The organism is Corallococcus carmarthensis, from assembly GCF_003611695.1.
GTDB classification, from domain to species: domain Bacteria; phylum Myxococcota; class Myxococcia; order Myxococcales; family Myxococcaceae; genus Corallococcus; species Corallococcus carmarthensis.
Genome location: NZ_RAWE01000050.1, coordinates 42,017 through 53,145, shown reverse-complemented (window position 1 = coordinate 53,145; position 11,129 = coordinate 42,017). Strand labels below are relative to the sequence as shown.

12 protein-coding genes are annotated in these 11,129 nt (G+C 72.0%); 7 read left to right on the top strand and 5 right to left on the bottom strand.

Annotation, left to right across the window (positions count from 1 at the left end; all coding sequences use genetic code 11):
• Both D7X32_RS16215 and D7X32_RS45465 read left to right on the top strand, forming a co-directional pair.
• Window positions 1-703: carboxypeptidase regulatory-like domain-containing protein (locus D7X32_RS16215; RefSeq protein WP_120603453.1), on the top strand; the 703-nt coding region annotated here is incomplete at its 5' end.
• Between the two features lie 188 nt (window positions 704-891).
• A complete protein-coding gene (locus D7X32_RS45465; RefSeq protein ID WP_158625697.1) occupies window positions 892-1,050 on the top strand; it encodes a hypothetical protein in 159 nt (52 codons plus the stop codon).
• 149 nt (window positions 1,051-1,199) lie between these two features.
• Here the strand turns inward: D7X32_RS45465 and D7X32_RS16210 are convergent, their stop codons facing one another.
• Window positions 1,200-1,493 carry a TIGR02300 family protein gene (locus D7X32_RS16210; RefSeq protein WP_120603447.1) on the bottom strand — a complete coding sequence of 98 codons (294 nt, stop codon included), beginning with the start codon at window positions 1,491-1,493 and terminating at the stop codon, window positions 1,200-1,202.
• A gap of 140 nt (window positions 1,494-1,633) precedes the next feature.
• Between D7X32_RS16210 and D7X32_RS16205 the strand changes: the two genes are divergently transcribed.
• Window positions 1,634-2,935: a GYF domain-containing protein gene (locus tag D7X32_RS16205; RefSeq protein WP_120603446.1), complete on the top strand. Its 1,302-nt coding sequence runs from the start codon at window positions 1,634-1,636 to the stop codon at window positions 2,933-2,935.
• A 176-nt stretch (window positions 2,936-3,111) separates the two neighbouring features.
• Here D7X32_RS16205 and D7X32_RS16200 read toward each other — a convergent pair whose 3' ends face one another.
• The 3 genes from D7X32_RS16200 to D7X32_RS16190 are packed head-to-tail and all read right to left on the bottom strand — an operon-like array spanning window position 3,112 to window position 5,965.
• Window positions 3,112-3,372: a DUF3006 domain-containing protein gene (locus tag D7X32_RS16200; RefSeq protein WP_120603445.1), complete on the bottom strand. Its 261-nt coding sequence runs from the start codon at window positions 3,370-3,372 to the stop codon at window positions 3,112-3,114.
• Window positions 3,369-4,739: a ComEC/Rec2 family competence protein gene (locus tag D7X32_RS16195; protein ID WP_120603444.1), complete on the bottom strand. Its 1,371-nt coding sequence runs from the start codon at window positions 4,737-4,739 to the stop codon at window positions 3,369-3,371. The genes D7X32_RS16200 and D7X32_RS16195 overlap by 4 nt, the downstream gene beginning before the upstream one ends.
• A complete protein-coding gene (locus D7X32_RS16190) occupies window positions 4,736-5,965 on the bottom strand; it encodes a ComEC/Rec2 family competence protein (RefSeq protein ID WP_120603443.1) in 1,230 nt (409 codons plus the stop codon). The genes D7X32_RS16195 and D7X32_RS16190 overlap by 4 nt, the downstream gene beginning before the upstream one ends.
• A 113-nt stretch (window positions 5,966-6,078) precedes the next feature.
• Here D7X32_RS16190 and deoC point away from each other — a divergent pair, with 113 nt between their 5' ends.
• The 4 genes from deoC to D7X32_RS16170 all read left to right on the top strand — a co-directional run bounded on the left by deoC (window position 6,079) and on the right by D7X32_RS16170 (window position 9,832).
• The gene (gene deoC / locus D7X32_RS16185; RefSeq protein WP_120603442.1) at window positions 6,079-6,939 is read left to right on the top strand and encodes a deoxyribose-phosphate aldolase; all 861 of its coding nucleotides are present in this window, start codon (window positions 6,079-6,081) and stop codon (window positions 6,937-6,939) included.
• Between the two features lie 18 nt (window positions 6,940-6,957).
• Window positions 6,958-7,353 carry a TraR/DksA family transcriptional regulator gene (locus D7X32_RS16180; protein WP_120603441.1) on the top strand — a complete coding sequence of 132 codons (396 nt, stop codon included), beginning with the start codon at window positions 6,958-6,960 and terminating at the stop codon, window positions 7,351-7,353.
• Between the two features lie 31 nt (window positions 7,354-7,384).
• Complete coding sequence (locus D7X32_RS16175; protein ID WP_120603440.1) at window positions 7,385-9,112, top strand: phospho-sugar mutase; 1,728 nt, start codon at window positions 7,385-7,387, stop codon at window positions 9,110-9,112.
• An 81-nt stretch (window positions 9,113-9,193) separates the two neighbouring features.
• Window positions 9,194-9,832, top strand: a complete 639-nt coding sequence (locus D7X32_RS16170; protein ID WP_120603439.1) for a hypothetical protein — start codon at window positions 9,194-9,196, stop codon at window positions 9,830-9,832.
• 52 nt (window positions 9,833-9,884) lie between these two features.
• Here the strand turns inward: D7X32_RS16170 and D7X32_RS16165 are convergent, their stop codons facing one another.
• Window positions 9,885-11,057, bottom strand: coding sequence for a sensor histidine kinase (locus D7X32_RS16165; RefSeq protein WP_244239034.1), 1,173 nt, complete (start codon window positions 11,055-11,057; stop codon window positions 9,885-9,887).
• Window positions 11,058-11,129 lie beyond the last annotated feature (72 nt).

The following is an 11,129-nucleotide window of genomic DNA, read 5'->3' as shown; positions in this document are numbered from 1 at the left end:
CCCTCCCGCCGCTGTCGCACCGCGCCCCACCGGGCCGGTGAAGTGGGGTGAAATCGAGGGCCGGGTGCTCCTCACCGGCACCCCTCCCCAGGCCTCCAGCGCGCCGACCACCGCCACCGTCGCCAGTGTGTGCGGCGACCAGGCGCAAGACCGCTCGCTCGTGGTGGGAGGGGAGGGCGCCCTGGCCCACGCCGTCGTCTCGCTCCAGGACGGCGCGGCCCTGCCTGAGCCGGAGACGCCCGCGCCGCCGCCGGTGCTGGACCAGAAGCAGTGCCACTACGAACCGCCCGCGCTCGCGGCCAAGGCCGGCGGGGAGCTGCTGCTGCGCAACTCCGACCCGCTGGTGCACAACGTGCGCGCCCAGGCCGGGACGAACCGTTCCGTCTTCAACGTGGCCATGCCCCTGGAGGGCATGACCCTGCGCCGCCCCCTGCCCGCCGAACCGGGCACCGTCCAGGTCCGCTGCGACGTGCACCCCTGGATGCGCGCGGTGGTGCGCACCTTCAACCACCCGTACTTCACCACCACCGCCCCGGACGGGCGCTTCCGGTTGCGCGTCCCCGAAGGGGCGCACACGCTCGTCTTCTGGCATGACCGGCTGCCGGAAACGTCCCGGACCGTCACCGTCCGCGCGGGGGAGACCGTCCACGTCGATCAGACCTGGGGCGTGGAAGCGCTGCGTCAGGCCGGCTCGGAGAAGTAGCGCGACCCTGACACTGCTGTCAGGTCCGGGCCCCGTGGAACGAAATCGTCGGCTCGGGGTTCCGTATAAGTGCCGGGAAGCACGCCCCTTGTTCAGACTTCTGTCTTGGTGGCAAAATTGCTTTCTAGGAAGCCAACACTTCCGCCCGAGGGGGACTCGTCATGCATCAGGCCAGGAAGCAACTCACAGTGTCCGCAGAGGTCGAACGCCTGCCCATCGGGGTCCGCCGCAAGGGCGCCCGGCCGGCAGGCATGCAGGAGATGGGGCCCAACCTCTACGAGAAGATCGAGAGCGCACTCACCGAGCTGTCGCTGGCGTCGTCCCACGAGCGTCTGAACGGCACCTGAGGTGACCTCCTGGAGCGGTGTGGGCCCCTCGCGAGGGCTCCCGCTCCGGGTGGGGTGTTCCTGGCCCCAGGCCGTGAGGGGCGGGAAACGACAAAAGGGCCCGCCCGAGCAGCTCGGGGGGCCCTGGATGCTGGAACCACCAGGAGACGCTAGATCTCTTCGTCCTCGGCGGGCTCGGCGCCGGCCTCGGCGTCCTCGTCCTCCCCGAAGGAGTCGAGGTTCTCCTCGTCCTCCTCGGCGGCGGGCGTCTCCTCGGGCTCGGGCTCAATGACCTTCGGAGCGGCGGCCAGACGGCCACGCCGACCCTCGGTGGGCTTGGCGACCACGTTCTCCCGCTGATCCGCCCCGCACTTGGGGCAGATGGGGTCCGGCTTCTTCATGTCGTAGAACTTCGTCCCGCACTTGAAGCACGAGTGCTTGGTCCCGAGATCCTTCGCCGGCATGCGCCACCCTCGTAGAGCCTGGAGTGAAACAGAGGGCGGCTGAATAGATGGGCCGAAGAACAGAGTCAACCGTGTGTTTGCGCGGGAGATTTCTGGCGGTAGCATCCCCGCCGGTTTCCCCCGAGAGCCGGACGCCCCCTTTGAACTTCACCTGCGACAATTGCCAGAAGCGGTACTCCATTGCGGACGAGAAAGTCCGCGGCAAGACGGTCAAGGTCCGTTGCAAGAACTGCCAGAACGTCATCACCGTGGAAGGGCCCGCCGAGGAGGAGAGCACCCGCGTGGTGTCGCTCGCCGACGTGGAGCGCATCCGGGCCCAGGAGCGTTCGCTGGCGGGAGGTGGTGCCGCCGCCGCGCCCGCGGCCGCCGCTCCGGCACCGGTGTCCGCCGCGGCAGTGCCTGCGCCCCTGGCCAAACCTCCTGCGTCGGCTCCCCAGACCCCCTGGGACGATGAGCCCACGCGCACCGCGCCTCCCCGCCAGACAGCCGGGGCGCCGTGGTTCGTGATGGTGCGCAACAAGCAGGAGGGCCCGCTGGACGAGTCGGCCGTGGCCGAGTGGATGGCCGCGGGCACCATCAGCGCGCGCAGCTTCTTCTGGCGCCAGGGCATGCCGGACTGGAAGCGCGGTTCGGACATCCCGGAGCTGGCCGCGCTGCTCGCGCCCGCCGCGGCGCCGGAGCCGCCGCCTCCGCCGCCGGAGCCGCCGCCCGTGGCCGCCGCGCCTCCGTCGCGCGGCGCGCCCGCCCGTCGCGAGCCGGAGCCCCAGCAGCCCTTCTACGCGGAGAGCGAGCCCGCCGCGTCCGAGGACGACAACGGCGGCTTCGAGCGCGACGGAGACGAGGACGAGGGCACGCTCTTCGGCAACAACCGCCAGGCGCCCGCCCCGGTGCCCACGCCCGCCCCGCGCCGTGCGGTGGCCGCGCCCGTGGAGGATGCCCCCGCGGCGAGCGGTGCACCCCTCAACGAGCTGTTCTCCGACCTGGACCTGCCCGGCAACCGGGGCGATGGCTCGGACGAGGAGGACCCGGGTCAGGACGAGACGCGCGAGGATCCCCGCGACGACGAGGAGGAAGAAGAGGACGCGCGCCAGGTGGACTCGAAGGCCGCCCGGAAGCGTCCCGTGGTGCCGGCCCGCCGTGGCAGCCCTCTGAAGGTGGTGGCGCTGGTGCTGGTGCTGCTCATCGTCCTGCCGGCGGTGGCGCTGTTCGGCCTGGGGGCGGCGGGCATGCTGCCTCCCGCCCTGGCGGACATGGTCAACAAGGTGACCGGCAAGGCGCCGCCGCCCGTGGCTCCGGCCCCGCGTCAGGCCGCTCCCGCTCCGGGCGCCGCTCCCGCTCCGGGCGCCGCCCCCGCCCCGGGCGCCGCCCAGCCCGTGGTGCCCCCGCAGGGGACCGCGGCGGGTGGTGAGCCCGCGGCTCCGGCGGAAGGTTCCACGCCGTAGTCCACCTGTGAGTTGGGCCTGCTTTCCGCACCCTGCGGTGAGCAGGCCCGCTCCCACTCTCCGCCTCCTGTTCCGGCCGGGCTGACGGCACGTCGAACAGGAGGCTCCGATTCAGCCGGTCACTCCGGCTCCTGCGACCGGCCAGCCGCGTTCGCCCGTCGAGCGCGCGGCCCTGCTCAGAGGTCGAAGTCTCCCGCGGGCGGCTTCTTGCCACCCATCGCCCGTTCCCTCGCGGCGCGGACGTCGGTGCGCAGGGACTCGGTGGCTTCGGCGTCCACCGTCCCCGTCTCCAGGTCCAAGACGTCGCCTTCGCGCACGCCGGGCGGCAGGGTGTCCAGCGCGCGGGTCATCTGTTGACCGTCCACCACCAGCACGGCGACGTCGTCTTCGATGCGGTCCACCGTGGCCCTGGACCGGGGCTTCGTCTTCTTCGTCACGGGTTGCAGTCTCCCGCGGGCTTGCGGCCCGACTTCACCGCCGCGTCACGCGTGCTCCACGTGAGCAGGTTCTCCGGATTGATGAGCTTCACGCTCCGGCAGGTGGCCTTGTGGAAGATCTGCTTGTTCTTGCTCGCCCGGTAGCCACCCATGGACGAACTGGCGGAAGAGCGCACCGCCTTCTCCGGCTCCTCCGTCCGCGTGCCCTTGCTCGCGGTGGGCAGGTCATCCACGTCCGTCACATTGCTGGCGCGGGACGTCGTGTCTCGCGGTGCCGCGACGACTCGCGCGGGCTCTGTCTTGATGGCCGGGGGCGGCTCGGTGGGCGCCGGCTTCACCACGGGCGCGGGCTTCGCCGTCCGCACCAGCGCCGGGCGCGGATCCAACCCCGGGAAGATGCGCCGCGTGCCGCCCGCCTCCCCCGGTGTCGGACGCTGGAGCGAGAGCGTGAACTGCTTGCCGTCGCTCACCGCGTGCAACTCGCCGTTCACGTCCGTGCGGAACGCCCGCGCATCCACGCCGCGCAGCCGCGCGAGGAGCTCCTTCACCTTCGGGTTCTTCCCCAGGCTGTCATCCCCGCTGAACACCGCCGCCTGCGGCCGCACCTCCTCCAGGTAGGCCAGCGAGTTCGCCCCCTCCACGCCGGGCGAGGCGACCTTCAGCAGCGTGGCCGGGGACAGCAGCCCACGCTCCAGCAGCTGGGCCTCCGTCTCACCGCGCGCGCCGCCCGCGAAGATGACCGACGTGTCGTCGTACGTCAGGCGCAGCACGATGGAGTTCGCCGCGTTGCGCCCCTCCGCGTCCGCGGCCCCCTTCAGGAGCGGCTCCGCGGGCGCGCGGGGCCAGAGCACCGTGAGGTTCACCCGGTCCTCCAGCGTCAACCGCACCAGCTCCTTGGGCGCGGACGAGGACGGCGCGGGGGAGATGATCTGCACCCCCCGCGAGCCCACCGCCGTCAGCAGCGCGTCGTAGGTCTTCGACGTGTCGGGCAGCTGCGGCTCCATCAACCGCCGCGCGCCCACGCGCTTGAGCACCGCCTCCAACGCGCCGTGGTGCTTCGGATCCGGCTGGGTGAGGACCACCAGGTCCAGCTCGCGGCGCAGCAGCTCCGGCAGCCGGTTCACCAGGTGGGACTCGGCGGACGCGGGCCCTGAATCCACCAGCACCGTGTTGCCGCGCGGCGTGACGATGAGCGCGGCATCCCCCGCGCCCACGTCGAAGAAGTACACGTGGAGCTTCCCGTCCGGCGCGCCGCCGAAGTAGCGCGACTTCTCCGGGGCCGCCTGCGCGGGCGGCGCGGACGACTGCTGCTGACAGGCCAGGGAGGCGAGCATCAGCCCCACTCCCAGCGCGATGCGGGCCTTCATGGATGGCAATCCTCGGCGGGGCGGCGCTCACGCAGGGCGTCGGCGCGGCTTGGATAGACGGTGCGCTCGTTCTTCGAGCGCTTCAAGGTCGAGCAGCTCTCGCGGTGGAACACCTTGCTGCCCTTCAGCGACACGAAGCGCTCGCCCGTGGCCGCGGGGGCCGTGGGCTCCACCGGCGTCCGGGTCCGGGACGCGCCCGGCTCCGGTTCCTTCTCCACGGAGCGGCCGGCGCGGCCGTGCGGCGTGGGTTCGATGGGGCCCAGCGCCACCGGGCCTCCTGACTGCTGCGTGCCGGACACGCTGGAGGCCCCTGCGCCGCCCCTCGCCGAGCGCAACGTCACGGTCGCGCCGTCGCTCACCGCCATCACCTCGCCGTCCTGGTCGGTGCGGAAGGTCCGCGCGCGCACGTCGCGCAGGCGGCCCAGGACCTCCGGGCTCGGGTGGCCGTAGTCGTTGCCCACGCCGCAGGAGATGACCGCCGCCTGCGGCTTCACGCGCTCCAGGAAGGCCGCGGTGGAGGAGTGCTTGCCGCCGTGGTGCGCCACCTTCAGCACCGTGGCGGCGAGGTCCACCGGCTTCTGCAGCAGCACCTCTTCCGTGGGCGGCTCCGAGTCCCCCGTGAAGAGGAACGCCGTCTTCCCATAGGTGAGCTTGGTGACGATGGAGTTCGCGTTCGCGTCCGAGCGCGTGTTCGCGAGGAACGGCTCCTGGGGCACGCGCGGCCAGAGCACGGTGAGCGCCACGCCTTCGCCCAGGCCCACGGTGAGCAGCGTCTGGGGCGAGGAAGGGTTGGGCTCCGGGCTCATCACCTGGCCCACCTCGTTGCCCACGAAGTCCAGCAGGTCGCGGTACGCCTCGCTCGGGTGGTCGAAGCCGGGGTCCATGAACCGCCTGGCGCCCACCGCCTTCACCGCCGCGCGCAGCCCGCCCAGGTGGTCCAGGTGCGGGTGGGTGAGGATGACCAGGTCCAATGGTCCCTTCACCAGCTCGCGCAGCCGCGCCGCCAGCCGCGTGCCGGCCTCCGGGGGCCCGCCGTCGATGAGCACCGTCTTGCCCGTGGGCGACACGATGAGCGCCGCGTCCCCCTGGCCCACGTCGAGGAAGTAGACCGTCAGCCGGCCCGGGGCGGGGGAGGGGAGGCCCGAGGAGGCCGGAGCCGCCGCGTGGCCCGGCAGCGCCGCGAGGAGGAGGACAAGGAGTGCGAGCAGCCGCGCGAAGACCTTCACGGGTTGGAACTCTACAGCCCCGCTCCCCTTCGCGTCCCCCCGTGCGTTGACCGGGCGTCCCGTTCCCCCGCGAGCGCTTCCCCGAGGGCCGGGAGTGGGCTAAGGGGCGCGGCATGCCGTCCGACGCCGAAGCCTTCTTCACCGTCCTGGAAGAGCTGGTCGACCAGGCCCGTCACCGTCTGCACGCCTGGAAGGTCCAGCAGGAAGCGGTGCCGCCCGCGCCCGCCGCCGTCCTGAACCCGGAGCCCCCGCGCCCGCCCGGCGTGAAGACCGCCACCGCGCGCGTGGACCCGGCCACCCTCCTCAAGGCCTCGGACCTGGCGCCGTACATCGACCACACGCTGCTCAAGCCCGAGGCGCGCGCCGAGGACGTGGTGCGCGTGGCCGAGGAGGCCCGCCAGTACGGCTTCGCCACCGTGTGCGTGAACAGCTGCCACGTGGCCACCGCCGCGCGCGTGTTGGCGGGCTCCACCGTCGTGCCCATCGCCGTGGTGGGCTTCCCGCTGGGCGCCGCGCTGTCGTCCGCGAAGGCCTTCGAGGCGCGCGAGGCCATCCGCGCCGGGGCACGTGAAATCGACATGGTGCTCAACCTGGGCGCGCTCAAGGCGCACGACTACCAGCGCGTGCACCAGGACATCGCCGCGGTGGTGGAGGCCAGCCACCCGCTGCCCGTGAAGGTCATCCTGGAGACGGGCCACCTCACGGACGAGGAGAAGGTCGTCGCGTGCGCGCTGTCCAAGGCCGCGGGCGCCGCGTTCGTGAAGACGTCCACCGGCTTCGGGCCCGGCGGCGCCACGGTGAAGGACATCGAGCTGATGCGCGCGGTGGTGGGGGACGAGGTGGGCGTGAAGGCCTCCGGTGGCGTGCGTTCCGCGGAGGACGCCGTGAAGCTCTTGCGCGCGGGCGCCAACCGCCTGGGCGCTTCCGCGTCCGTGGCCATCGTCACCGGGCAGATCTCCACCGCGCAGTACTGACCTTCCGGAGCCCGCACCGTGACCCCGAAGCAGCGAGAGGACTTCCTCCAGCAGTTGCTCGCGCTCCACGCGGAGCTGACCGGGAAGACGCCCCTGCGCATCGAACCCAACCGCACCGACGAGGCGCGCGTGGGCGGCGACGAGGACGAGCAGCCCCTCAACGAGATGATGCAGGCCATCGCGTCCAGCCGGAACCGCAACACCGACGGCACGCTGGCGCGCGTGGTGAAGGCGCTGGGCAAGCTGCGCGAGGATCCGGACTCCTTCGGCGACTGCGAGGAGTGCGGCGACGAGATTCCCATGGGCCGGCTGAAGGCCATGCCCTACGCGGAGTTCTGCGTCGCGTGTCAGAACAACAAGGATGGCCCCAAGGGGCCGGTGCGCCGCAAGCACCTCACCGACTACAAGGGCTGAACGCCCTTCTTCAACCACGAGGCAACGCGCGATGGACACGACCGGACTCAGGGAGCGGGCGGAGGCCTGGCGCAAGGCGGATCCGGATCCGGAGACCCAGGCGGAGCTGGCCAATGTGCTCGCGAAGTCGGACTGGGCGGACCTGGCGGACCGCTTCGCGCAGGACCTGGAGTTCGGCACGGCGGGCCTGCGCGGCGTGCTGGGTGCCGGCCCCAACCGGATGAACCGCGCCGTCGTGCGCCGCACCACCGCGGGCCTGGCGCGCTACCTCAAGGCCACCGTGCCGGACGTCACCACGCGCGGCGTGGTGGTGGGCCGCGACGCGCGCCGCCTCAGCAAGGAGCTGTCGGAGGACACCGCCGCCGTGTTCGCCGCGGAGGGCATCCCCGCGCACGTCTTCCCAGAGCCGGTGCCCACGCCCGTCACCGCGTTCGCCGTGCTGCACCTCAACGCCGCCGCCGCGGTGATGGTGACCGCCAGCCACAACCCGCCCGAGTACAACGGCTACAAGGTCTACTGGGGCAACGGCGCTCAAATCGTCCCGCCGCAGGACGTGGGCATCGCGGACGCCATCGCGAAGGTGGAGGCGGCCAACGCCGTCCCCCTGCTCACGCCCGCGGAAGGGCGCGCCAAGGGGCTGTGGCGCGACCTGCCGGAGGACGTGGGCAACGCGTACCTGCGCGCCATCCTGGACCTGCGCCTGTACCGCAAGGGCAGCGACACGCTGTCCATCGTCTACACCGCCATGCACGGCGTGGGCGGCGCGTGGGCGGCGCTCGCGCTCAAGGAGGCGGGCTTCCCGCGCGTGACGCCCGTGGCCGAGCAGCAGCAGCCCGACGGCCGCTTCCCCACCGTGCGCTTCCCCAACCCGGAGGAGCCGGGCGCGATGGACCTGTCCGTCGCCACCGCGGAGCGCGTGAAGGCGGACCTGGTGCTCGCCAATGATCCGGACGCGGACCGGCTCGCGGTGATGGCGCGGGATGCGTCCGGGAAGCTGCGCCTGCTCACCGGCAACGAGGTGGGCGTGCTGCTGGGCCACTACGTCCTCACTCAGGGGACGAAGCGCGCGCGCCCGCACGTCGTCACCACCATCGTGTCCTCCACGCAACTGGGCGAAATCGCGCGCGGGCTGGACGCCGCGTACGACGAGGTGCTCACCGGCTTCAAGTGGATCGCCAACCGCGCGCTGGAGCGCACGGCGAAGGACGGCACGCAGTTCGTCTTCGGCTACGAGGAGGCGCTCGGCTACACCGTGGGCACCGCCACCCGCGACAAGGACGGCGTGGGCGCGGCGCTGGTGATGGCGGACCTGGCCGCGTGGTGCGAGGCGCGCGGCGTCACCGTGCTGGGCTACCTGGAGGAGATCCAGCGCCGCTTCGGCCTGCACGTGGGCGCCCAGCGCAACGTGACGCTGCCCGGCGCCGCCGGTGCGCAGACCATCCGCGCCATCATGCAGGCCTTCCGCGCCTCGCCGCCCCAGGACATCGGTGGCACCCGCGTGAGCGCCGTGCGTGACTACCAGCAGGGCGAGGGCGGCCTGCCTCCGTCCAACGTCGTCGCCTTCGCGCTGGAGGGCGGCGGCCGCGTCACCCTGCGCCCCTCCGGCACCGAGCCGAAGATCAAATACTACTTCGAGCACAAGGAGACGCCCGCCCCCGGCGAGCCGCTCCCCCAGGCCCGCCAGCGCGCGGAGGCGAAGCTGGGCGCCCTCATCGACGCCTTCCTGGCGCTGGCACGTGATCGCGGCCAGCCGGCCTGAGTCCTGAGTCTTGAATCACCCTTCAACTCAACCCCTGGGTCGCGGCTTCCCGAGTCGCGGCCCTTCGCTGAAAGGAACCTCGTGAAGCGCTTCATTCCTGGTTTCCTCCTGGCCGTGCTCCTGGCCGTCCCCGGCACCGCGATGGCTCGCGGGCAGGGCTGGTCCCTGCTGGCGGCGGAGACCGTCGGCTCGGGCCGCAACATGTTCAGCGCGCAGATCGGCTTCCCGGGCCTGTCGCTGGGCCTGCTGCACGGCGGCTCGGACAACGTGGATGTCGGCGGCAAGTTCAGCTTCAACTGGGGCCGTGAGGGCCTGGTGGACGCGTCCGACGCGGGCCTCAAGCTCCAGGGCTGGCTGCGCGTGATGATCGCGCAGACGGACAAGGTGGCCTTCGCCATCACCTTCCAGCCGGGGCCGTTCGTCTACTTCCCCCGGGGGAACACGCTCTTCGGCATGGCACTGCCGGTGGCGTTCGTGGTGGGCATCCCCGTGGGCAGCGCGCTGATGATCAACGCCGGCATCGACGTGCCGTTCAACGTCTACATCGGTGAAGGCATCGGGCCGGTCATCCCCATCCTCTTCGGAGGCGGCCTGGAGTACTTCGTGAACAACAACCTCAACGTGAACTTCAACCTGCGGTTGGGGCCCTCCATCGTCCCGCGCTTCGACGACAGCTACTTCACGATGGAAGCGCTGGCGGGCGTGGCCTACCGCTTCTAGCCGGCTTCACGCGGGCGGGGACGCGCTCCCCGCCCGTGTGGTGGCTCCGGGGCTACCAGGACGACGTCTGCTCGGGCAGCTCCACCGTGAAGGTGCTGCCCAGGTTGACGCGGCTCTTCACGGTCAGCTTGCCGCCCATGCTCTCCACCAGGGTGCGCGCCACCGTGAGGCCCAGGCCCACGCTCTTTTCCGGGGCCTTGGTCGTGTAGTACGGCGAGAAGATGGCCTGCAGCTCGTCCTCGAAGATGCCGATGCCGGTGTCCTTCACGAAGAGCTGGGGGCCGAAGTCGCCGAACATGTCGGGCATCTCCACGCCCACCTGCACCACGCGCGGCCGGTCCTTCACGTCCTCCACGGCGTCCACCGCGTTGCAGACGAGCTCCGTCACCACCTGCTCCAGCTGACGGCGGTTGAAGACCACCGCGATGGGGTCCTCCGGCAGCACCACGCGCACGTCCGCGCGGCCCAGGCGCCCGGCGGCGCGCAGGTGCGACACCACCTCCGGCACCACCTCCCGCAGGTCGAAGCGCTGGATGTCCTTGGGGCTGGTGGGGCCCAGGGACAGCAGGTGCTGGCCGTGCAGGCGCATCTGCTCGCCCGCCACGCCCAGCTTGAGCAGCTCCTCCGTGTCCGGCGGCAGCCCCAGGCCAGCGCGGGCGCGCACGTGCTCCAGCGCCCGCTGGAGGCCCACGCCCAGCTGGTCCATCTGCGTGGCCAGGTCCGCGGCGAGCGTGCCCACGCGCGCCAGGCGCTCCATGCGCACCCAGCGGGTGCGCGGGTCCTGAAGCACTTCCCGGACGCCGCCCTGCTCGCGGTGCGCCTTGAGCTCCAGCAGGGTGTGGACGCGCACCTTCAGCTCCAGCGGGTCCAGGGGTTCGGTCGTCAGCAAGTCGTCCACACCTGCCTCCATCACCTCGCGGCGCGTCTGGCGGTCCGCGGAGGGCGTGAGCATGAGGATGGGGAACTGCGGCGGGGCCAGCTCCTCGCGAAGGCGCCGGTACGCGGCCAGGCCCACCGTGCGGGCGCTGTCCACGTCCAGCAGCACCAGGTCCGCGGAGTGGCGCGACACCGCCTCCAGCGCGGCCGTCGTCCCGCGCGCGGGCAGCACGTCGTAGCCGGCCGGCGTCAGGATGGAGCGCACCCGCTCCACGCCGCCGGATTCCACGTTGACCGCGATCACTCGCGGCCGCTGGGGTGACGTCGAGCCTGTTCCCGTCGTCTGCATGGTCATGCCACCCCGGCCTGGAAACCGGGTCCGCCAACGCCCGGAGGCGCCGTCACGAACCCGGGGGACCGC

Excerpts from the sequence above, each read along its gene's own strand:
- D7X32_RS16210 (WP_120603447.1), bottom strand. The coding sequence starts at position 1,493 with ATGCCGGCGAAGGATCTCGGGACCAAGCACTCGTGCTTCAAGTGCGGG.
- D7X32_RS16195 (WP_120603444.1), bottom strand. The coding sequence starts at position 4,739 with ATGAAGGCCCGCATCGCGCTGGGAGTGGGGCTGATGCTCGCCTCCCTG.
- deoC (WP_120603442.1), top strand. The coding sequence starts at position 6,079 with ATGCCGTCCGACGCCGAAGCCTTCTTCACCGTCCTGGAAGAGCTGGTC.
- D7X32_RS16175 (WP_120603440.1), top strand. The coding sequence starts at position 7,385 with ATGGACACGACCGGACTCAGGGAGCGGGCGGAGGCCTGGCGCAAGGCG.
- D7X32_RS16165 (WP_244239034.1), bottom strand. The coding sequence starts at position 11,057 with ATGCAGACGACGGGAACAGGCTCGACGTCACCCCAGCGGCCGCGAGTG.